Below are 20,668 nucleotides of genomic sequence, written 5' to 3'. Positions count from 1 at the left end.
CGGCTCGCCTTCAGAAGGAAACCGATGATGCGTCGTCCTGCTGCCTTGCTCGCTCTGTGCGCAGCCCTCGTTGCTTCCACCCAGGCCCTGGCCGCCGACCTGCCGCAACGCTGGGTCAGCGCTGGCGGCGCGTTGAGCGAGTGGATCAGCGCGCTGGGTGGTGAAACACGCCTGGTGGGGGTCGACACCACCAGCCAGCACCCCGAGTCGCTGAAGGCTCTGCCAAGCATCGGCTATCAGCGGCAATTGTCGGCAGAAGGCATTCTCAGCCTGCGTCCTGATGTGCTGGTGGGCACTGAAGAAATGGGCCCGCCACCGGTGCTGGCGCAGATTCGCAAAGCAGGCGTTCGGGTCGAGCTGTTCTCCAGCAAGGCTGAGCTGGCTGCCGTCGATGCCAACCTCAAGCAGTTGGGTACGCTGCTGGGTAGCGAGCAAAAGGCTGCAGAGCTGGCTGCGGCCTATCATCAGCAACTCGAAGCACTGCAGGCTCAGGTCAAGCAAGCCCAGGCCAGCCACAAGGCGCCCGGGGTGTTGCTGTTGGTCGGCCATGCGGGGGCGAAGCCGCTGATCGCCGGCCAGGGCACTGCGGGTGACTGGCTGCTGCGTCAAGCCGGGGCGCGTAACCTGGCTGAGCACCAGGGCTACAAGAATTTCTCCAATGAGGCGCTGGCGGCGCTGGATCCGGATGTAGTGGTGTTCTCCGATCGCGCCCTGGTCGGTGACCAGGCCTTGCAGGCATTGCTCAAGGAAAACCCGGCCCTGACCGCTTCCCGTGCGGTACGTGACAAGCGCCTGGTATCGCTTGACCCGACCTTGCTGGTCGGCGGTCTGGGCCCACGCTTGCCAGTCGCCCTGCAGGGCCTGGCGGCAGCATTCTATCCGGCGGCCAAGGTAAGCCTCACGCAATGAAGCAGCGCGTCCAGCCACGAACACTGATCATCTGTCTGAGCTTGCTGTGCCTGTTGGCGGTATGGCTTTCATTGGCCCTGGGGCCTGTCAGCCTGCCGCTGTTCGATACCTTGCGCGCGGGGTTACGGCTAGTGGGGGTGCCCATTGCCGGTGATGACTTGCAGCAAGCTGAAATGATCCTCGGCCAGATTCGCTTGCCGCGCACGTTGCTGGGGTTGGCGGTTGGCGCGGTACTGGCGCTGTCGGGCGTGGCCATGCAGGGGCTGTTTCGCAACCCGCTGGCCGATCCGGGCCTGGTGGGTGTGTCCGCCGGGGCGGCGATGGGTGCCGCCGTGGCCATCGTGGGTGGCAGTTGGTTTGGCGGGATGCCTGAGGCATTGGCGCCTTATCTGTTGTCATTGTGTGCCTTCGTCGGTGGGCTTGGGGTGACCGCGCTGGTCTATCGCCTGGGGCGTCGCGACGGGCAGACCAATGTCGCCACGATGTTGCTGGCTGGCGTGGCGATGACGGCGTTGGGCGGCGCTGCGGTGGGCCTGTTTTCCTATCTGGCTGATGACGCCACCTTGCGCACGCTTACGTTCTGGAACCTGGGCAGCCTCAACGGTGCCAGCTATGACCGGCTGTGGCCTTTGCTGATCATTGCCACGGGAGTAGCGCTCTGGCTGCCCCGCCGCGCGCGAGCGCTGAATGCCTTGCTGCTGGGCGAATCCGAGGCGCGGCATCTGGGTATCGAAGTGGAGCGGCTCAAGCGCGAACTGGTGTTCTGCACGGCGTTGGGTGTGGGTGCCGCAGTAGCGGCCGCAGGGCTGATCGGCTTCATCGGCCTGGTGGTGCCGCACCTGGTGCGCTTGCTGGCCGGGCCGGATCATCGAGTGGTGTTGCCGGCATCGCTGCTGGCCGGCGGCGTGCTGATGCTGCTCGCCGACCTGGTGGCGCGGTTGGCGCTGGCGCCTGCCGAGTTGCCGATCGGCATTGTCACGGCCTTTATCGGCGCTCCGTTCTTTCTGGTTTTGCTGATTCGAGGGCGCAGCTGATGTTGCAAGTCGAGGGCCTGCACCTGCGGCGCGGGAGCAATGAGGTGCTGCATGACATCCACCTGCAGTTGCACCCTGGCCAGGTCATCGGTGTGCTAGGCCCGAACGGAGCGGGCAAGAGCAGCCTGCTGGGCGTGCTGTGTGGCGAGCTGGCGCCCAGCCAGGGTCGGGTGACGCTGCGGGACCGGCCGTTGGCCGACTGGGCCGGACCGGAGCGGGCCAGGCGCCTGGCGGTGCTGCCGCAGATATCCAGCCTGGGCTTTTCGTTCCGGGTCGAGGAGGTGGTGGGCATGGGGCGTATGCCGCACGACAGCGGCCAGGTGCGTGACGCTGAGATCGTCGAGCAGGCCCTGCGTGCAGCGGATGCCTGGCACCTGCTGGGGCGCAGTTACCTAGCGCTTTCGGGCGGTGAGCGGCAACGGGTTCACCTGGCGCGGGTGCTGGCCCAGCTATGGCCGGGCGAGGAGGGCACGACCCTGCTGCTCGACGAGCCTACGTCGATGCTCGACCCGCTGCACCAGCACACCACCCTGCAGGCTGTGCGCAGCTTTGCCGATCGCGGCGCGGCAGTGTTGGTGATCCTGCATGACCTCAACCTGGCGGCGCGCTACTGTGATCGTATCCTGTTACTCGAACAGGGCCGCTGCCATGCCCTGGCCTCACCTCAGCAGGTGCTGACGCCCGAGGCATTGAAGGCCGTTTTTGGCATTGATGTGCTGGTTCAGGCTCACCCGGAGCGTGGCCATCCGCTGATCATCACGCGTTAGGAGGCATTGTCGATGCGGGCTCCCTTGCTGTCTGGTCTCGTGTTGTGCCTGGTACTGGCTGGCTGTCAGGCCAACTTGCCGCCGTTGCCAGCCTGGCAGAGTAGTGAGGGGCGCGACAGCGAGCAGCTGGGGCAAATCCACGATCTGGCCAGCGGCCAAGTCATCAGCCCCGAACAGTTGGTCCGGCAATTGGCCGGCGTACCGCGCGTGCTGGTGGGTGAAAAACATGACAATCCCGACCATCACGCCCTGCAACTCTGGTTGATGCGCGCCCTGCAGGCCGAGCGCCCCCAGGGAAGTCTGTTGCTGGAGATGCTGCAGCCTGAGCAGCAACCTCAGGTCGACGCGCTCCAGGCCCAGGCCCAGCTGCCGGAGGATCTGCCCAAGGCTCTGGCGTGGCAAGAGGGCTGGGACTGGCAGCTGTATGGGCCGATTGTGCGCGAAGCATTGGCTACCCACATTCCACTGCTGGCGGCCAATCTGTCGTTGAGCGAAATGCGCCAGGCCTATCGGCAGCCGACACCCTTGTCGGGGGCGCAATCCAATGCGCCGGCGGTGAAGGCGGCACTGCTCGAACAGGTACGGGCCGGTCATTGCAATCTGCTGCCTGAGAGCCAGCTGCCGGCCATGCTGGCTGTGCAGCAACAGCGTGATCGGCGGATTGCCGAGCGGTTGTTGGCGGCGCCTCAGCCGGCGTTGTTGTTTGCTGGCGCATACCACGCACGCAAGGATTTGGGCGTGCCATTGCATCTGGCTGACCTGGGCGCGAAAGGGCAGAGCAAGGTGTTGGTACTGGCTGAGGTGGGTGAGCAGGTTGGGCCGAGTATGGCCGACTACGTGTGGTACACGGCGGCGACACCGGAGCAGGATTATTGCGCACAGTTGCGCAGGTGAAGTGAGCAGGTGCTTGCCACGACGGTTTCTTCGCTCATGAGATCGAGCGCCGCCTGCGCGGCGCATCGCGGATGAATCCGCTCCTACATCCTGTCAGGCCATGGCACGTTGCAACCGATGTAGGAGCGGATTTATCCGCGATGCGCCGCGCGGGCGGCGCTCGATCTCAAGGGCGCTGAAGATTTTGCGACAAGCAAAAAAAAGACCCGGCAAAAATGCCGGGTCAATAACCGTGATTAGCCTGATGAGGAGATAATCTGAGAGTCCGAACCAGGGGCTTTCAGTTTATCCAACCAGTCTCGCGACCAGTTGTGATAATCATAACGATTCTCATTTCGTCGTCAATCCCCTATGCAGATTTATTTCATATTTTTTTGCGCTGGGCATTTCGCGTCCAGTTGTTGATTGAGCGCTTCTTTGCGCTCGGCCGGCAAATCGTTCCAGTGCATGTCCAGCAGCGCGCCTTCAATGGCGTACAGCAACACCTTCGATGCCCGGAATCCTCGCGTTTTCACGGCCTGGTAAGCACCTACAGCGCCGAGCCGCCGCAAATCCGATGCACTGTGAATACCGGCCGCATGCAACCACTGCGCAGAGGTCTTGCCAAGATTCTTCAGATGCTGCAATTCATCGTTCATCGAGCCTCCTTGCGATGGCTGAACGGGTCTTGGGGATAAATCGCGAGCAGGTCAGAGAGGAGTGTAGCGGGGGTTGGGAAATGCGCGGCCTTTTGCCATCGGGGGCGACGAGATGCCCTGTTTGCGGAGGGCGCAGCCGTTTGGGCCGACCAAGTGTCGGCCCAAACTGGCAGCGGTTTACAGGCCCGGCAGGCGCTGACGGATCTGATCGATCACTTTGTCCATGCTGGCGGCGTCCTGGGTATCGACACGCGTGCTCTGCTGCAGCTCCATCTCATCGAGCGGCTCACGGCTGGCCTGCTGTGCCTTCACCACTTCCAGGGTAGCGTCCGACGGGTCGGTATTTTCTGCCTGACGCTGCTCCAGCCAGCTGGCGATTACCGCTTCAGGGGCCTGGCAATCGAGGATCAGGAACGGCACGCCGGTCTCGCTGGCGACCTGCGCCGCGGCCTTGCGCTGTTCGCGTTTGAGGTAAGTGGCATCGAGCACCACTGAGAAGCCTGCGCGCAGGATGGTCGCGGCCAGCTGGTGCAGGCGCTGGTAGGTGGCGACGCTGGCGTCTTCGTTGTAGATGCCGGCTTGCAACTGGCCTGCCTGGGCTTGCTGCTGCTCACCGAACAGGCGCTTGCGCTCCACGTCCGAGCGTACGCGAATGGCGCCCAGTGCTTCGACCAGGCGCATGGCCACGTGGCTCTTGCCCACGGCCGAGACGCCCTGGGTGACGGCCAGCAGGCGCGAAGGGATCGCGCTGTAGCTTTCGGCCAGATTGGCGTAGTTGCGGTAGGTGCGCAGGCTGGTGGCGCGCTGCACGCCGTCGGCATCGGCGGGCATGCTGAACAGGGCGATCTTGGCACGGACCAGCGCGCGGTAGGCCTTGTAGAAGTTGAGCACTTCCAGGCCCTCGTAGTCGCCGGTCAGCTCCAGGTACTGGCTGACGAAGCGACGTGCCAGGCACTTGAGGCCGCGGTCTTCGAGGTCCATGGCGAGGAAGCCGGTGTCGGCCCAGACGTCGGTCTTGCGGAACGGTTCGTTGAATTCGATGCAGTCGAAGATCACCACCTGGCCATCGATCACCGTGGCATTACCCAGATGAATGTCGCCATGGCATTCGCGAATGAAACCATTGGCCTTGCGCGCGGTGAACAGGCCTTCGAGGCGCTCGAAGCTGCTGCGCGCCCATGCCTGCAGGTTGTCCAGCTGCTGCAGGTCGGCCTTGTCGGTGAGGAACGGGCGAATCTGCTCGAAGTTCTGCTCGACCGGCGCCATGACGCTTTCGGGTGAGCCGAACGGCTGATCGGCAGGCACTACCGGGGTCTGCAGGTGGAACTCGGCGATCTGCCTGGCCAGCTGATCGATGTGGCCGGCGTTCAGTTCGCCATTGGCCTGCAGGGTGTTGAGCATTTGCCCCTGGGGAAACTGGCGCATTTTCAGCGCGTACTCGATCGCCACGCCTTCACCGCCAATCTGCGGGGCCTCGGCGCTGCCGGTGATCGGCAACACGTCCAGGTACAGGCCTTCGGTCAGGCGCTGGTTCAGGCGCAACTCTTCGTTACAGAAATGCTGGCGCTGGTCCAGGCCAGTGAAGTCGAGGAAGCCGAAATTCATCGGCTTCTTGATCTTGTAGGCGTACTCGCCGGTCAGCAGAACCCAGGAGATGTGTGTCTCGATGAGCTGGAACCCGTCCACGGGGTGAGGGTAGAGGGCAGGGTTCTGCAATGCTGTGATCAAGGCTTGGCTCACGGGAAATCCTTCCGGGGGCAGGGAATTCGAAGGCGCCATTATGGTCAATGGTGCCGCCCCTGCCTACCGCCAGAGGGCGCCTGCCCAGCCTTTATAAAGTGCGTATAATCCGCCGCCATGACTCGAACCCGAAATTCCCGTACCCCTCAGAAACGCCCGACCGGCCGCTCGCGCGCCTGGCTGGGCTGGGCCTTGAAGCTCAGCCTGGTCGGTTTGGTGATCGTCGCCGGCTTCGCGGTTTACCTCGATGCCATCGTCCAGGAGAAGTTCTCCGGCAAGCGCTGGACCATCCCGGCCAAGGTGTACGCCCGGCCACTGGAGCTGTTCGTCGGCCAGAAACTGAGCAAGAACGACTTCCTCACCGAACTCGACGCGCTCGGCTACCGGCGTGAAAGCGCGGCCAATGGCCCGGGCGCTGCAGCCGTCAACGGCAATACCGTCGACCTGAACACCCGCGGCTTCCAGTTCTACGAGGGCATGGAGCCTGCGCAGTTCGTGCGTGTGCGCTTCTCGGGCGACTACGTTGCGGGGCTGTCGGGTGCCAACAATGGCAAGCTCGATGTGGTGCGCCTCGAGCCGCTGATGATCGGCGGTATCTACCCGAAGAACCTCGAAGACCGCATCCTGATCAAGATCGACCAGGTGCCGCCGTACCTGCTCGAAACCCTGGTGGCCACGGAAGACCGCGACTTCTACAGCCACTTCGGCGTGTCACCCAAGTCCATCGCCCGTGCGATGTGGGTCAATACCTCGGCCGGTTCCATGCGCCAGGGCGGCAGTACCTTGACCCAGCAGTTGGTGAAGAACTTCTACCTGACCAGCGAGCGCAGCCTGAGCCGCAAGGCGACCGAAGCGATGATGGCCGTGCTGCTGGAAATGCACTACGACAAGCGCGAAATCCTCGAGGCCTACCTCAACGAGGTGTTCGTCGGCCAGGATGGGCAGCGCGCGGTGCATGGCTTCGGCCTGGCCAGCCAGTTCTTCTTCAGCCAGCCGCTGGCGGAGCTCAAGCTGCATCAGATCGCCTTGCTGGTGGGTATGGTCAAGGGACCGTCCTACTACAACCCGCGACGCTATCCCGAGCGTGCACTGGCGCGGCGTAACCTGGTCCTGGATCTGGTGGCCGAACAGGGCGTGGCGAGCCAGGAAGCGGTCGATGCGGCGAAGAAGATGCCGCTGGGCGTGACCAAGCGTGGCAGCCTGGCCGACAGCTCGTTCCCGGCCTTCCTCGACCTGGTCAAGCGTCAGCTGCGCCAGGACTATCGCGATGAAGACTTGACCGAAGAAGGCCTGCGCATCTTCACCAGCTTCGACCCGATCCTGCAGATGAAGGCCGAGACGTCCATGAACGAGACGTTCAAGCGTCTGGCTGGGCGCAAAGGTTCCGATGCCGTCGAATCGGCCATGGTCGTGACCAACCCGGAAACCGGCGAGGTGCAAGCGCTGATCGGCAGTCGTCAGTCCGGTTTCGCTGGCTTCAACCGTGCCATCGACGCCGTGCGGCCAATCGGTTCGCTGGTCAAACCGGCCGTCTACCTGACCGCGCTGGAGCAGCCGAGCAAGTACACCCTGACCAGTTGGGTGCAAGACGAACCCTTCTCCGTCAAAGGTGCCAACGGCCAAGTGTGGCGCCCGCAGAACTACGACCGCCGCCCGCATGGCACGATTTATCTGTACCAGGGCCTGGCGAATTCCTACAACCTGTCGACCGCCAAGCTGGGGCTGGAAGTGGGCGTGCCCAATGTGATCAAGACCATCGGGCGGCTCGGTGTGAACGTCGACTGGCCTGCCTTCCCGGCGATGCTGCTGGGTGCCGGTGGCATGTCGCCGATGCAGGTCGCGACCATGTACCAGACCATCGCCAACGGCGGCTTCAATACGCCGATGCGCGGTATCCGCAGTGTGCTCACTGCCGAAGGCGAGCCGCTCAAGCGCTACCCGTTCCAGATCCAGCAGACTTTCGACCCGGGCTCCATCTACCTGGTGCAGAACGCCATGCAGCGTGTGATGCGCGAAGGTACCGGCCGTTCGGTGTACAACGTACTGCCCAGCTCGCTGACCCTGGCGGGCAAGACGGGCACCAGTAACGACTCGCGTGACAGCTGGTTCTCAGGCTTCAGCCAGGACCTGCTGGCGGTGGTGTGGATGGGCCGTGACGACAACGGCAAGACCCCGTTCACCGGTGCTACCGGCGCCCTGCAGGTGTGGACCAGCTTCATGAAGAAGGCCGACCCGCTGCCGCTGGACATGCCGCAGCCGGACAACGTGGTGCAAGCCTGGATCGACCCGTACAGCGGGCAAGGTTCCGACGGAAGCTGTCCGGGTGCGGTGCAGATGCCGTATATTCGCGGGAGCGAACCGCCCGCCGGCGCAACCTGTGGTGGTGAGCAAAATCCGGCAGAATCGGTCATGGACTGGGTCAAAGGCTGGATGAATTAAGCCCTGGCAGCATTGATGAGGTGTGAAGTGAATAAGTGGTTGTTTCCTGCCGTGACGGCACTGGTGGTGCTCCAGGGTTGCTCCAGCGTTCAGCGTGGCAACATCCCGGTGGTCGATTCGAGCACCCGCGTTTCCAACAGCGAGCGCGTGACCGCCAGCCGTTCGGCGGCCGGCATGAGCAACGGCACTTCGCAGGCGCAGTCGCTGCCCGAGGACTCCGGTGTGACCGTGATGATTCCGCAAGGTGCGGGCGCAGCAGGCATCCAGACCTTCCCAGCGGGTAGCGGCGCGGCGCCAATCAGCAGCACGCCGATCACTACTGGGCCAGTGACCTCGGCACCGATGACGACCAATCCCAACCCGATCGCCGACGAACCCTTCGACATCGCTTCGATGAACAGCGCACCCGCCGCGAACAGCGCTCCCACCGGCATTCCGCGCAGCGGTGCGGCATCCGGCGGCCTGTCGGCGGACGAACAACTTGACGGCCCGGTGCTGGCGCTGCTGACCACCGCGCAGTCGCAACAGGGCAGTGGCGACTTCAATGGCGCCGCTTCCAGCCTGGAGCGCGCCCAGCGGATCGCTCCGCGCGAGCCGCAAGTGCTGTTCCGCCTGGCCCAGGTCCGTCTGTCGCAAGGTGATGCCGCACAGGCCGAACAGCTGGCGCGCCGCGCCCTGACCTACGCCAACGGCCGCCCCGACCTGCAAGCGGAGCTGTGGAACACCATCGCCCAGGCGCGCGAAAAGCAGGGCGATAGCGCGGGCGCGGCGCTGGCTCGGCAAAAGGCGCGGGTCAATTCGTGATGATCGAGCAACGTATCCTGGATATCGCCGACCACCTGCTGCTCATCGAGCAAGAACTGCACGTGCAGGGCTGGTGGCAGGACGAGCCGCCAAGCGACGAAGCGCTGAACAGCACCGTGCCATTTGCCGTCGATACCATGAGTTTCGAGCAGTGGCTGCAGTGGATTTTCCTGCCTCGCATGAAGATCATCATCGAGCTGGGCCATCCGCTACCTAACGCCTCTGGCGTTCTGGTGATGGCCGAAACCGTGTTCGTCGACCGGCCGGAGCAAAGTCGCGAGCTGCGCCGACTGCTGGCAGCATTTGATCAATTGATCGCTCCTTCCGCCTGATTTCTTCTCTTTTTTCATCAAGGGCCGCAGATTGTGGCCCTTTTTTATGGAAAACGTATTAATTCTGCTGCTGACTAGGTTTTTAGTGGTGGCAGGAATTCATCTTGAGGAAAAATTGGCAATAATTTTTCTTGACTTGTTGCCGCCAAATCACAAGAATCCAGATTCCGCTGTAGAGGGACTGCCAGAAGCAGACCCGCTAAGCAGATCATGAGGCGCACACCCGCGCCGACCTGTTACACCCCGCAACGCGTTACCTCGCGCTGGGTGGGATAACCCCGCAACACTCTGGGGCGCTCCCAATACTTGCTCAGTCAGTGCTGACGTTCGCTCATGCTCTGCTTGGCAGTAAACCTATTAAGACCCGTTCATTAGGGACGGTATTCTGGCGTTTTAGAGGTGAACAACGTGGAGCTTTTATCTGGCGCTGAGATGGTCGTCCGCTTCTTGCGCGACGAAGGCGTTAAGCACATCTACGGGTACCCTGGTGGTGCTCTCCTGCATGTTTACGACGCCCTGTTCAAAGAACCGGAAGTCGAGCACATCCTGGTTCGTCACGAACAGGCCGCAACCCATATGGCGGACGGCTACGCCCGCGCCACCGGCAAGGCCGGTGTGGTGCTGGTAACCTCCGGCCCGGGCGCGACCAATGCCATCACCGGTATTGCCACCGCCTACATGGACTCGATTCCGATGGTCATCCTGTCCGGCCAGGTGCCTAGCACCATGGTGGGTACCGATGCCTTCCAGGAAACCGACATGATCGGTATCTCGCGGCCGATCGTGAAGCACAGCTTCATGATCAAGAATCCGACCGAGATTCCTGAAGTACTCAAGAAAGCTTTCTACCTGGCGCAATCCGGTCGCCCAGGCCCGGTCGTGGTCGACATTCCAAAAGATATGACCAATCCGGCCGAGAAATTCGAGTACGTCTACCCGAAGAAGGTCAAGCTGCGCTCCTACAGCCCCGCGGTCCGTGGCCACTCCGGCCAGATCCGCAAGGCAGCCGAGATGCTCCTGGCGGCCAAGCGCCCGATCGTCTATGCCGGTGGCGGCGTGATTCTCGGCGGCGGCTCCGAAGCCCTCACCGAAATCGCCAAGTCGCTGAACCTGCCGGTCACCAATACCCTGATGGGCCTTGGTTGCTTCCCGGGTACCGACCGCCAGTTCGTCGGCATGCTCGGCATGCACGGCAGCTACACCGCCAACATGGCCATGCACAATGCCGACGTGATCTTCGCCGTCGGTGCGCGTTTCGATGACCGCGTGGTCAACGGCCCGGCCAAGTTCTGCCCGAACGCCAAGATCATCCACATCGACATCGACCCGGCGTCGATCTCCAAGATGATCAAGGCCGACGTGCCGATCGTAGGCCCAGTCGACAGCGTGCTCAGCGAAATGCTCGGCATCCTCAAGGAAATCGGTGAGCAGCCAGACAAGGCCGCGGCCGAAGCCTGGTGGAAGCAGATCGACGAATGGCGTGGCAATGGCGACCTGTTCCCCTACAACAAGGGCGACGGTAGCGTCATCAAGCCGCAGACCGTGATCGAGACCCTCTGCGAAGTGACTCATGGCGATGCCTTCGTTACCTCCGACGTCGGTCAGCACCAGATGTTCGCGGCGCAGTACTACCGCTTCAACAAGCCGAACCGCTGGATCAACTCCGGTGGCCTGGGCACCATGGGCTTCGGTTTCCCGGCGGCCATGGGCATCAAGCTCAACTTCCCTGATCAGGACGTGGCCTGCGTCACCGGCGAAGGCAGCATCCAGATGAATATCCAGGAGCTGTCCACCTGCATGCAGTACGGCCTGCCGGTGAAGATCGTCAACATGAACAACGGCGTGTTGGGCATGGTCCGCCAGTGGCAGGACATGGCCTACAACGGTCGTCACTCGCATTCCTACGTCGAGTCGCTGCCTGACTTCGTCAAGCTGGCCGAGGCCTATGGCCATGTGGGTATCCGCATCACCAGCCTGAAGGACCTCAAGCCGAAGCTGGAAGAAGCGTTTGCGATGAAGGACCGCCTGGTGTTCATCGACATCGCGGTCGACCGTACCGAGCACGTCTATCCGATGCAGATCAAGGATGGCTCGATGCGTGACATGTGGCTGAGCAAGACGGAGCGTACCTGATATGCGGCACATCATTTCCCTGCTGCTGGAAAACGAACCCGGTGCTCTGTCCCGCGTGGTCGGCCTGTTCTCCCAGCGCAACTACAACATTGAAAGCCTGACCGTGGCGCCGACCGAAGACCCGACCCTGTCGCGTCTGACGCTGACCACCGTTGGCCATGACGAAGTGATCGAACAGATCACCAAGAACCTCAACAAGCTGGTCGAAGTGGTCAAGCTTGTCGACCTGTCGGAAAGCGCTCACATCGAGCGTGAACTGATGCTGGTCAAGGTCAAGGCCACCGGTGCCCAGCGTGCCGAGATCAAGCGCACCACGGATATCTTCCGTGGCCAGATCGTCGACGTGACCGCCAGCGTGTACACCGTACAACTGAGCGGTACCAGCGACAAACTGGACAGCTTCATCCAGGCCATCGGCACTGCATCGATTCTCGAAACCGTGCGCAGTGGCGTCACCGGCATTGCCCGTGGCGACAAAGTGCTCAGCATCTAAATTCAAAAATTAGCGATGGCTCCGCAGGGGCCGAGATATAACCAGGGGTATTTTCATGAAAGTTTTCTACGATAAAGACTGCGACCTTTCCATCATCCAGGGTAAGAAAGTCGCCATCATCGGCTACGGTTCCCAAGGCCACGCCCAGGCGTGCAACCTGAAGGACTCCGGTGTAGACGTTACCGTCGGTCTGCGTAAAGGTTCGGCCACCGTTGCCAAGGCAGAAGCCCATGGCCTGAAAGTCGCCGACGTTGCCACCGCTGTCGCTGCGGCCGACCTGGTGATGATCCTGACCCCGGACGAGTTCCAGGGCGCCCTGTACAAAAACGAGATCGAGCCGAACATCAAGAAGGGCGCTACCCTGGCCTTCTCTCACGGCTTCTCGATTCACTACAACCAGGTCGTGCCACGTGCCGACCTCGACGTGATCATGATCGCGCCGAAGGCCCCAGGCCACACCGTACGTTCCGAGTTCGTCAAAGGCGGCGGCATCCCTGACCTGATCGCTATCTACCAGGACGCCTCGGGCAACGCCAAGAACGTCGCTCTGTCGTACGCTTCGGGCGTTGGCGGCGGCCGTACCGGCATCATCGAAACCACCTTCAAGGACGAGACCGAAACCGACCTGTTCGGTGAGCAGGCCGTTCTGTGCGGCGGTACCGTCGAGCTGGTCAAAGCCGGTTTCGAAACCCTGGTCGAAGCGGGCTACGCGCCGGAAATGGCCTACTTCGAGTGCCTGCACGAACTGAAGCTGATCGTTGACCTCATGTACGAAGGCGGCATCGCCAACATGAACTACTCGATCTCCAACAACGCTGAATACGGTGAGTACGTCACCGGTCCGGAAGTCATCAACGAAGAATCCCGCAAGGCCATGCGCAACGCTCTGAAGCGCATCCAGGACGGCGAATACGCGAAGATGTTCATCTCCGAGGGCGCCACCAACTACCCATCGATGACCGCCAAGCGCCGCAACAACGCCGCTCACGGTATCGAAATCATCGGCGAGCAACTGCGCTCGATGATGCCGTGGATTTCGGCTAACAAAATCGTCGACAAGACCAAGAACTAAGTCTGATCGAACGATGGAAAACGCGGCTTCGGCCGCGTTTTTTCGTTCTGGCGGTCAGCATCTGGTATAAAGCAGACCAGTGGCCTGCCTTCAGAACCGGTTTCGCAGGCCCGTGTCGAACATTTTCCATCCTGTTGCAAGGTACCCTCCATGAGCGAACGTCCCGAAGAGCCGAACAAGCCCTCCGACGCCGAAAGCCTGCTACCTGTCGATGAGCACGTTGAAGAAGGGCATGACGCCGAAGGGCGCAAGGTGCGCCATCGCGGCATCTATCTGTTGCCCAACCTGTTTACCACCGCCAACCTGTTTGCCGGTTTCTATTCCATCATCAACTCGATGAGCGCGCAGAGCGCCTTGAGTGCCGGCGACCCGCGCGAGGCGAGCAAGTACTTCGCCTTTGCCGCCATTGCCATCTTCGTGGCCATGGTGCTGGACGGCCTCGATGGCCGTGTCGCGCGCATGACCAATACCCAGAGCGCCTTCGGTGCCGAGTACGACTCGCTGTCGGACATGGTCGCCTTCGGAGTTGCCCCGGCCTTGCTGGCCTTTGGCTGGGCGCTGGGTGACATGGGCAAGGTCGGCTGGATGGTCGCCTTCATCTATGTGGCTGGCGCTGCGCTGCGTCTGGCGCGCTTCAACACCCAGGTCGGTACCGCCGACAAACGTTATTTCATCGGCCTGGCCAGCCCGGCTGCCGCGGGTGTGGTCGCAGGTACCGTGTGGGCCTTCAGCGACTATGGCATTCAGGGCTCCAAGCTGTCGTTCCTGGTGGCGCTGCTGGTTGCCGCAGCCGGCATGCTGATGGTCAGCAACATCAAGTACAACAGCTTCAAGGAGCTGGACCTCAAGGGACGTGTTCCTTTCGTCGCGATCCTGGCCGTGGTTCTGGTGTTCGCTGTGGTGTTCAGCGACCCGCCACGCATTCTGCTGCTGATCTTCCTTGCCTACGCGGCATCAGGGCCGATTCAGTACCTGCTGCGTGGTCGTCGTCGCAAGGCGTGACAATGATTTAATGATGGAATAACCCTCAGGCTCCATAGTCTTACTGGTACATCCGTTATCCAGTGCTATGGAGCCGTCATGCTCATCAAGCTTCCCCGGTCTTCCGACTGCAAGGCATCGGAGATCACCCCCGAAGGCATCTATCTTTCCCGCCGCACTCTGCTGGGTGGCTCGCTCGCCGGGCTTGCCCTGGGTGCTGTGCCGTTTGCCGCGCGAGCGGCCGAGGCATCGCGTTACGCAGGTGTCGAGGCGGGCGCAGCGCCTGCCTGGTTCAGCGATAAGCTCGCCGGTACACGCTGGCAGGCCGTTACGGTCAAGGACGAGGCGATCACGCCGTTCAAGGATGCTACTCACTACAACAACTTCTATGAGTTCGGGCCTGACAAGGGCGACCCGGCAGCCAATGGCGGGAGCTTGAAGACAGAGCCGTGGTCAGTGGTGGTCGATGGCGAGGTGGGCAAGCCTGGTCGCTATGCCCTGGAAGATTTCGTCAAGCCCCACGCGCTTGAGGAGCGTATCTATCGACTGCGCTGTGTCGAGGCTTGGTCGATGGTCATTCCTTGGCTGGGCTTTCCCCTGGCTGAAGTGCTCAAGCAGGTCGAGCCGACGTCGAAGGCGCGTTATGTGCGATTCGAAACCCTGCAGGATCCGCAGAGCATGCCGGGCCAACGCTCGGGCTTCGCGTTGATCAAATGGCCTTATGAAGAAGGCTTGCGCCTGGATGAAGCGATGAATCCTCTGGCCATTCTCGCGGTCGGCATGTATGGCCGCGAACTGCCCAATCAGAACGGTGCACCGCTGCGCCTGGTGGTGCCGTGGAAATATGGGTTCAAGAGTATCAAGTCGATCGTGCGGATCAGTCTGGTGGCCGAGCAGCCGCGCACTACCTGGGAGAGCCTGGCTCCCGATGAATATGGCTTTTATGCCAACGTAAACCCTGAGGTCGACCACCCGCGCTGGACTCAGGCGCGTGAGCGGCGATTGCCCAGCGGCCTGTTCAGCCCGAACGTGCGGCAGACACAGATGTTCAATGGCTACGCTGATGAAGTGGCGTCGCTGTACGCCGGGCTAGATCTGCGGAAGAACTACTGATGCGTTATCCCTGGCTGCGTTTGGCTATTTTTATCGTGGGCTGTCTGTTTCCGCTCTGGTGGCTATATGAAGCGGCAATGAGCCTGCTGGGGCCGGACCTAGGGAAGATCCTGATGGATCGGTTGGGGTTGGGGGCGTTGATCTTCCTTTTGATCACGCTGAGCATGACTCCGCTGCAGAAGCTGACGGGGTGGTCGGGCTGGATCGTGGTGCGTCGTCAGCTGGGGTTGTGGTGCTTTGCTTATATAGTGCTGCACATCCTTTGTTACCTGTTCTTTATCCTGGGGTTGGATTGGGGGCAGTTTGCCGTCGAGTTACGCAAGCGGCCCTACATTATTGTGGGTGCGTTGGGTTTCCTTGGCTTGCTGGCGTTGGCGGTGACCTCCAATCGCTACAGCCAGCGCCGCTTGGGTGCGCGCTGGAAGAAGCTGCATAAGCTGGTGTATGTAATTCTCGGTTTGGGTTTGCTGCATTTCCTGTGGATCGTTCGCTCGGACCTGCGCGAGTGGGCGATCTATGCGGCGGTTGGCGCATTGCTCATGGTGTTGCGGGTCCCGGCGGTGGCGCGGCGGGTGCCTAGGATTGTTGGGCGGCGGGGGAGGGTGGTTTCGTAGAAGTGCTTGTCTTGAGGGTTTTTTGTTCTTGAGATCGAGCGCCGCCCGCGCGGCGCATCGCGAGCAACGCTCGCTCCTACGTTTGTTTTTGGCCAGTAACGTCAGTGAGCGCCGCGCGCGACCGCCTTGTTTGTAAGACTCGGTATCGCGTGGGGCACCAAGGCGGCCGCGCGCAAATCCCACAGACATAATTGGCCGGAAACAAACGTAGGAGCGGATTTTATCCGCGATGCGCCGCGCGGGCGGCGCTCGATCTCAAGAACGAAAGAAACCTCAAGACAAGCACCCGCCAGCAACGCCCCAAAAAAACAAAGCGGGGAGGCCTTTCGGCCTCCCCGCTTCTATATAGCTACAAACTCCGGGCAATCACTCAGCCTTGAGGCTGACCCGGCCAAATGCCTTCTTGCCCGCCTGACATACATGGGTCGCGCCAAGCTTGAACATGAAATCGCGATCAACCACCGCACCATCGACCTTCACGGCACCACCATTAAGCAGATCCCGCGCCTGCGCCGAGTTCTTCACCAGCCCCGCACGGTTCAACACGGCAGCGATTGGCAGGTCTTCAGCCGCAGCAACCTCGATCTCGGGCAGGTCTTCCGGCAACTCACCCTCTTTCATACGGTTGCCCGCCGCACGGTGAGCGTTGGCAGCAGCCTCTTCACCATGGAACCGCGCCACGATCTCTTCCGCCAGCTTGATCTTGATGTCGCGAGGGTTCGCACCATTGGCAACATCGGCTCGGAACTGCTCGATCTCCTCCATCGAACGGAAGCTCAACAATTCGAAGTAACGCCACATCAGCGTGTCGGGGATCGACACCAGCTTGCTGTACATCACACCCGGCGCTTCCTGGATACCCACATAGTTGCCCAGCGACTTGGACATCTTCTTAACGCCGTCGAGCCCTTCGAGCAACGGCATGGTCACGATGTTCTGTGCTTCCTGGCCATAGGAGCGCTGCAGCTCACGTCCCATCAGCAGGTTGAACTTCTGGTCGGTACCTCCCAGCTCAACATCAGCCTTCAGCGCCACCGAGTCATAACCCTGCACCAGCGGGTAAAGGAACTCGTGAATGGCGATCGGCTGATTGGTGGTGTAACGCTTATCGAAGTCATCGCGCTCGAGCATGCGCGCCACGGTGTACTGCGACGCGAGGCGAATGAAGTCGGCCGGCGTCAGCTTGTCCATCCAGGTGGAGTTGAAGGCAACCTCGGTCTTGGCCGGGTCAAGGATCTTGAAGACCTGCTGTTTATAGGTCTCGGCATTCTCCAGGACCTGCTCGCGGGTCAACGGCGGGCGCGTCGCGCTCTTGCCGCTCGGATCGCCGATCATCCCGGTGAAGTCACCAATCAGGAAGATGACCTGGTGGCCCAGCTCCTGGAACTGGCGCAGCTTGTTGATCAGCACGGTGTGCCCCAGGTGCAGGTCAGGCGCGGTCGGGTCGAAACCTGCCTTGATACGTAGAGGCTGGCCGCGCTTGAGCTTCTCCACCAGTTCCGACTCGACCAACACTTCTTCCGCACCGCGCTTGATAAGCGCCAGCTGCTCTTCAACCGACTTCATAGACAGACCCGCAAGGCTCAGATTCAAGGGGAGCCAACCATACAAGATCGGCCATCAAATACAAGTTTCGCAATGGAATGTGACCTGACCGCAGCCTTGCGGCGTCTACGCGCCCTTGCGCGAAACTGGATTTGGTTATATTTTATACAGTTATTTCATCTTCATCATGTCATTCATCTTTTCCATATTCATTTTTCTTCAAAAGTCACCTACCTATGACCAACGAAACGCCTAAAGCGCCCCCGCTTTATCCGAAAAGCCATCTGTTGGCCGCCAGTGGCATCGCCGCCCTGCTCAGCCTGGCCCTGCTGGTATTTCCCTCCAGCGAAGTCGAAGCCAAAAAGACCACCCTCAGCCTCGAACTGGAAAGCCCAGCCGAGCAACTGAAGGACGAATCCAACGCCGCACCTCTGGTGCAAGCTGGTGCCGATCAAGGTTCGCCTTTCGCACAGATTGAAGGCGCCGAATCGCAAACCGAGCAAGCTGCACAACAAGCCCCGGCAGCTGAACAGAAACCCGAAGCCAAGGACCCCGGCCACCGCGAAATCACTGTGGCGCGCGGTGACACGCTGTCTACCCTGTTCGCCAAGGTTGGCCTGCCCGCCAATGCCGTGCACGACCTGCTGGCCAGCAACAAGCAGGCCAAGCAGTTCAGCCAGCTCAAGCATGGCCAGGTGCTGCAGTTCGAGCTCGACAAGGAAGGCCAACTGGCCAGCCTGCACAGCAAGGTCAGCAACCTCGAAACCATCCGCCTGACCAAGACCGCCAAGGGTTATACCTTCGATCGCGAAATCAGCAAGCCGCTGATACGTACCGCTTACGCCCATGGCGTGATCAAGAGCTCGCTGTCGGCCTCGGCCCAGCGCGCCGGGCTGTCCCACAGCATGACCATGGACATGGCCAAGGTGCTGGGCTACGACATCGACTTCGCTCAGGACATCCGCCCAGGCGACGAATTCGACGTGGTCTACGAGCAGAAGGTCATGGACGGCAAGGTCGTCGGCACCGGCAACATTCTTTCCGCGCGCTTCACCAACCGCGGCAAGACCTACACCGCAGTGCGATACACCAACAAGCAAGGCAACACCAGCTATTACACTGCCGACGGCAACAGCCTGCGCAAGGCATTCATCCGTACACCCGTGGACTTTGCCCGCATCAGCTCGCGCTTCTCTGCTGGTCGTAAGCACCCAATCCTGAACAAGATCCGCGCACACAAGGGCGTCGACTACGCCGCGCCACGTGGCACACCCATTAAGGCTGCCGGCGACGGCCGCATCGAACTGGCTGGCCGCCGTGGTGGTTACGGCAACACCGTGATCATCGCCCACGGCAACAGCTACAAGACGCTCTACGGCCACATGCAGGGTTTTGCCAAGGGCATCAAGACCGGCAGCAGCGTGAAGCAGGGCCAGATCATCGGCTACATCGGTACCACCGGCCTGTCCACCGGCCCCCACCTGCACTACGAATTCCAGGTCAACGGCGTCCACGTCGACCCGCTGAGCCAGAAAGTGCCGATGGCCGACCCGATCGCCAAGGCCGAGCGCCAGCGCTTCCTGCAGCAGAGCCAGCCACTGGTAGCCCGTATGGACCAGGAAAAAGCCACCCTGCTCACCGCGAACAAGCGCTGATCGCATGGCGCTCTACCTGGGGGTGATGTCCGGCACCAGCCTCGATGGCCTGGACATCGCCTTGATCGAACAAGGCGAGCAGCTCGAACTGCTCGCCACCCATTATCTGCCAATGCCCGGCGAGCTGCGCCAGCAGTTGCTCGCCCTGTGCGCCAGTGGGCCTGACGAGATCGCACGCGCTGCACTGGCGGAGAACCGCTGGGCCAGCCTGGCGGGCGAAGGGATCCGGCAGCTGCTGGCCAAGCAAGGGCTCAAGGCTGACGCTATCCGCGCCATTGGCAGCCACGGGCAGACCATTCGCCATGAGCCCGCCCGCGGCTTTACCGTGCAGATCGGCAACCCGGCGTTGCTCGCCGAACTCACCGGCATCAGCGTGGTGGCCGACTTCCGTCGTCGCGATGTGGCAGCGGGCGGCCAAGGCGCGCCCCTGGTGCCAGCGTTTCATGAAACGCTGTTCAGCCACCTGGGCCAGCGCCTGGCCATCCTCAACGTGGGTGGCTTCAGCAACCTCAGCCTGATCGATCACGACAAGCCGGTCCACGGCTTCGACTGCGGCCCGGGCAACGTGCTGCTGGATGCCTGGATCGAGCGCAAGCGCGGTCAGCCGTATGATGCCGATGGAGCTTGGGCCGCCAGTGGCGTGGTTCAAGCCGATTTGCTCAGCAGCCTGCTGGGCGACCCTTTCTTCGCCGGCAGTGGCCCGAAGAGCACCGGCCGCGAAGTGTTCAACCTGCCTTGGCTGGATGGCCACCTCGCCCGCCTGCCGCACTACCGAGATGAAGATGTCCAGGCCACCCTGCTGGAGTTGACCGCACGCAGCATCATCGAGTCCCTGCAGAGCGCCCAGCAAGGCACCGAAGCACTCCTGGTGTGTGGTGGTGGAGCGCGCAATGGTGCTTTGATGGCCCGCCTTGGCGCACTATTGCCCAATGCTCAGGTCACCAGCACCGGGGCACATGGCGTCGACCCGGACTGGGTCGAGGCCATGGCCTTTGCCTGGCTCGCCCACTGCTGCCTGGAAGGCATTGCCGCCAACCGCCCGAGTGTGACGGCAGCCAAGGGGCTTCGGGTGCTTGGTGCGATCTACCCGGCCTGATCCGACAAAGCAAAACGCCGCGCAATTGCGCGGCGTTTTCGTTCAGCCAGGGCTCAGATCGAGAACGATGAACCGCAGCCACAGGTGGTGGAAGCATTCGGGTTCTTGATCACGAAGCGCGAACCTTCCAGGCCTTCCTGATAGTCCACCTCGGCGCCCGCCAGGTACTGGAAGCTCATGGGGTCGACCACCAGCGACACGCCTTCGCGCTCGACGATGGTGTCATCTTCAGCCACATCTTCATCGAAGGTGAAGCCGTACTGGAAACCCGAGCAGCCGCCGCCAGTCACGAAAACCCGCAGTTTCAGGCGATCATTGCCTTCCTCCGAAACCAGGGTCTTCACCTTGTGCGCAGCGCCTTGGGTGAACTCCAAAGCCGTGGGGGTGAAGGTTTCGACGCTCATGTTGA

At 61.7% G+C, this 20,668-nt stretch carries 19 protein-coding genes; 15 read left to right on the top strand and 4 right to left on the bottom strand.

All coding sequences use genetic code 11. From position 1 onward, the window contains the following. Positions 1-24: 24 nt before the first annotated feature. From ACIPZF_RS10100 to ACIPZF_RS10085, 4 genes are read left to right on the top strand one after another with little or no spacing between them, the layout of a single operon-like run. Positions 25-909 (top strand): hemin ABC transporter substrate-binding protein, encoded by an 885-nt coding sequence (locus ACIPZF_RS10100; RefSeq protein ID WP_400798425.1) that lies wholly within the window; start codon positions 25-27, stop codon positions 907-909. A gap of 50 nt (positions 910-959) precedes the next feature. Further along, the gene (locus ACIPZF_RS10095; RefSeq protein WP_400798917.1) at positions 960-1,943 is read left to right on the top strand and encodes a FecCD family ABC transporter permease; all 984 of its coding nucleotides are present in this window, start codon (positions 960-962) and stop codon (positions 1,941-1,943) included. Beyond that, positions 1,943-2,710, top strand: a complete 768-nt coding sequence (locus ACIPZF_RS10090; protein WP_400798422.1) for a heme ABC transporter ATP-binding protein — start codon at positions 1,943-1,945, stop codon at positions 2,708-2,710. Before ACIPZF_RS10095 ends, ACIPZF_RS10090 begins: the two co-directional genes overlap by 1 nt. Positions 2,711-2,722: 12 nt before the next feature. Beyond that, on the top strand, positions 2,723-3,604 hold the full coding sequence (locus ACIPZF_RS10085; protein ID WP_400798419.1) for a ChaN family lipoprotein: 882 nt from the start codon (positions 2,723-2,725) through the stop codon (positions 3,602-3,604). Positions 3,605-3,963: 359 nt separating this feature from the next. On the opposite strand, the gene ACIPZF_RS10080 is transcribed toward ACIPZF_RS10085, so the two are convergent. Further along, positions 3,964-4,242 carry a TfoX/Sxy family protein gene (locus tag ACIPZF_RS10080; RefSeq protein ID WP_400798416.1) on the bottom strand — a complete coding sequence of 93 codons (279 nt, stop codon included), beginning with the start codon at positions 4,240-4,242 and terminating at the stop codon, positions 3,964-3,966. Positions 4,243-4,419: 177 nt separating this feature from the next. Beyond that, a complete protein-coding gene (locus ACIPZF_RS10075) occupies positions 4,420-5,982 on the bottom strand; it encodes an AAA family ATPase (RefSeq protein WP_400798413.1) in 1,563 nt (520 codons plus the stop codon). A 117-nt stretch (positions 5,983-6,099) separates the two neighbouring features. On the opposite strand from ACIPZF_RS10075, the gene mrcB reads away from it, so the two are divergent. From mrcB to msrQ, 9 genes are all read left to right on the top strand, one after another. Next, positions 6,100-8,421, top strand: a complete 2,322-nt coding sequence (gene mrcB / locus ACIPZF_RS10070) for a penicillin-binding protein 1B (RefSeq protein ID WP_400798410.1) — start codon at positions 6,100-6,102, stop codon at positions 8,419-8,421. A 15-nt stretch (positions 8,422-8,436) separates the two neighbouring features. After that, positions 8,437-9,225 (top strand): tetratricopeptide repeat protein, encoded by a 789-nt coding sequence (locus ACIPZF_RS10065; RefSeq protein WP_400798407.1) that lies wholly within the window; start codon positions 8,437-8,439, stop codon positions 9,223-9,225. Next, positions 9,225-9,557 carry a YqcC family protein gene (locus tag ACIPZF_RS10060; RefSeq protein ID WP_400798404.1) on the top strand — a complete coding sequence of 111 codons (333 nt, stop codon included), beginning with the start codon at positions 9,225-9,227 and terminating at the stop codon, positions 9,555-9,557. Before ACIPZF_RS10065 ends, ACIPZF_RS10060 begins: the two co-directional genes overlap by 1 nt. Positions 9,558-9,965: 408 nt before the next feature. Beyond that, positions 9,966-11,690 (top strand): acetolactate synthase 3 large subunit, encoded by a 1,725-nt coding sequence (locus ACIPZF_RS10055; RefSeq protein ID WP_400798401.1) that lies wholly within the window; start codon positions 9,966-9,968, stop codon positions 11,688-11,690. A 1-nt stretch (position 11,691) separates the two neighbouring features. After that, positions 11,692-12,183, top strand: coding sequence for an acetolactate synthase small subunit (ilvN, locus tag ACIPZF_RS10050; RefSeq protein WP_003250040.1), 492 nt, complete (start codon positions 11,692-11,694; stop codon positions 12,181-12,183). Between the two features lie 55 nt (positions 12,184-12,238). Beyond that, positions 12,239-13,255 (top strand): ketol-acid reductoisomerase, encoded by a 1,017-nt coding sequence (gene ilvC, locus ACIPZF_RS10045; RefSeq protein ID WP_003250043.1) that lies wholly within the window; start codon positions 12,239-12,241, stop codon positions 13,253-13,255. A 150-nt stretch (positions 13,256-13,405) separates the two neighbouring features. Further along, positions 13,406-14,257, top strand: coding sequence for a CDP-diacylglycerol--serine O-phosphatidyltransferase (gene pssA / locus ACIPZF_RS10040; RefSeq protein ID WP_400798398.1), 852 nt, complete (start codon positions 13,406-13,408; stop codon positions 14,255-14,257). Positions 14,258-14,335: 78 nt separating this feature from the next. Further along, entirely contained in the window at positions 14,336-15,349 is a 1,014-nt protein-coding gene (gene msrP, locus ACIPZF_RS10035) for a protein-methionine-sulfoxide reductase catalytic subunit MsrP (RefSeq protein WP_400798395.1), read from the top strand. Next, positions 15,349-15,963: a protein-methionine-sulfoxide reductase heme-binding subunit MsrQ gene (gene msrQ / locus ACIPZF_RS10030; RefSeq protein ID WP_400798392.1), complete on the top strand. Its 615-nt coding sequence runs from the start codon at positions 15,349-15,351 to the stop codon at positions 15,961-15,963. The genes msrP and msrQ overlap by 1 nt, the downstream gene beginning before the upstream one ends. Before the next feature lie 366 nt (positions 15,964-16,329). On the opposite strand, the gene tyrS is transcribed toward msrQ, so the two are convergent. Beyond that, positions 16,330-17,529 (bottom strand): tyrosine--tRNA ligase, encoded by a 1,200-nt coding sequence (tyrS, locus tag ACIPZF_RS10025; RefSeq protein ID WP_400798389.1) that lies wholly within the window; start codon positions 17,527-17,529, stop codon positions 16,330-16,332. A 215-nt stretch (positions 17,530-17,744) separates the two neighbouring features. Here tyrS and ACIPZF_RS10020 point away from each other — a divergent pair, with 215 nt between their 5' ends. Next, positions 17,745-19,163, top strand: a complete 1,419-nt coding sequence (locus ACIPZF_RS10020; protein ID WP_400798386.1) for a peptidoglycan DD-metalloendopeptidase family protein — start codon at positions 17,745-17,747, stop codon at positions 19,161-19,163. 4 nt (positions 19,164-19,167) lie between these two features. Then, on the top strand, positions 19,168-20,259 hold the full coding sequence (locus tag ACIPZF_RS10015) for an anhydro-N-acetylmuramic acid kinase (RefSeq protein ID WP_400798384.1): 1,092 nt from the start codon (positions 19,168-19,170) through the stop codon (positions 20,257-20,259). A gap of 53 nt (positions 20,260-20,312) precedes the next feature. On the opposite strand, the gene erpA is transcribed toward ACIPZF_RS10015, so the two are convergent. Continuing rightward, positions 20,313-20,663, bottom strand: coding sequence for an iron-sulfur cluster insertion protein ErpA (gene erpA, locus ACIPZF_RS10010; RefSeq protein ID WP_400798381.1), 351 nt, complete (start codon positions 20,661-20,663; stop codon positions 20,313-20,315). Between the last annotated feature and the right edge of the window lie 5 nt (positions 20,664-20,668).

Source organism: Pseudomonas sp. NPDC089752, from assembly GCF_044748725.1.
Lineage (GTDB): Bacteria > Pseudomonadota > Gammaproteobacteria > Pseudomonadales > Pseudomonadaceae > Aquipseudomonas.
The sequence above is the reverse complement of the archived record's forward strand: the minus strand, read 5'-3'. Positions and strand labels throughout refer to the sequence as shown.

What these genes read in the sequence shown, in the direction of transcription:
- msrQ (WP_400798392.1), top strand. Translation starts at nt 15,349, where the DNA reads ATGCGTTATCCCTGGCTGCGTTTGGCTATTTTTATCGTGGGCTGTCTG.
- ilvC (WP_003250043.1), top strand. Translation starts at nt 12,239, where the DNA reads ATGAAAGTTTTCTACGATAAAGACTGCGACCTTTCCATCATCCAGGGT.
- ACIPZF_RS10090 (WP_400798422.1), top strand. Translation starts at nt 1,943, where the DNA reads ATGTTGCAAGTCGAGGGCCTGCACCTGCGGCGCGGGAGCAATGAGGTG.
- ACIPZF_RS10085 (WP_400798419.1), top strand. Translation starts at nt 2,723, where the DNA reads ATGCGGGCTCCCTTGCTGTCTGGTCTCGTGTTGTGCCTGGTACTGGCT.
- msrP (WP_400798395.1), top strand. Translation starts at nt 14,336, where the DNA reads ATGCTCATCAAGCTTCCCCGGTCTTCCGACTGCAAGGCATCGGAGATC.
- pssA (WP_400798398.1), top strand. Translation starts at nt 13,406, where the DNA reads ATGAGCGAACGTCCCGAAGAGCCGAACAAGCCCTCCGACGCCGAAAGC.
- ACIPZF_RS10100 (WP_400798425.1), top strand. Translation starts at nt 25, where the DNA reads ATGATGCGTCGTCCTGCTGCCTTGCTCGCTCTGTGCGCAGCCCTCGTT.
- ACIPZF_RS10060 (WP_400798404.1), top strand. Translation starts at nt 9,225, where the DNA reads ATGATCGAGCAACGTATCCTGGATATCGCCGACCACCTGCTGCTCATC.
- tyrS (WP_400798389.1), bottom strand. Translation starts at nt 17,529, where the DNA reads ATGAAGTCGGTTGAAGAGCAGCTGGCGCTTATCAAGCGCGGTGCGGAA.
- erpA (WP_400798381.1), bottom strand. Translation starts at nt 20,663, where the DNA reads ATGAGCGTCGAAACCTTCACCCCCACGGCTTTGGAGTTCACCCAAGGC.
- ACIPZF_RS10065 (WP_400798407.1), top strand. Translation starts at nt 8,437, where the DNA reads ATGAGGTGTGAAGTGAATAAGTGGTTGTTTCCTGCCGTGACGGCACTG.
- ACIPZF_RS10080 (WP_400798416.1), bottom strand. Translation starts at nt 4,242, where the DNA reads ATGAACGATGAATTGCAGCATCTGAAGAATCTTGGCAAGACCTCTGCG.
- ACIPZF_RS10015 (WP_400798384.1), top strand. Translation starts at nt 19,168, where the DNA reads ATGGCGCTCTACCTGGGGGTGATGTCCGGCACCAGCCTCGATGGCCTG.
- ilvN (WP_003250040.1), top strand. Translation starts at nt 11,692, where the DNA reads ATGCGGCACATCATTTCCCTGCTGCTGGAAAACGAACCCGGTGCTCTG.
- ACIPZF_RS10020 (WP_400798386.1), top strand. Translation starts at nt 17,745, where the DNA reads ATGACCAACGAAACGCCTAAAGCGCCCCCGCTTTATCCGAAAAGCCAT.
- mrcB (WP_400798410.1), top strand. Translation starts at nt 6,100, where the DNA reads ATGACTCGAACCCGAAATTCCCGTACCCCTCAGAAACGCCCGACCGGC.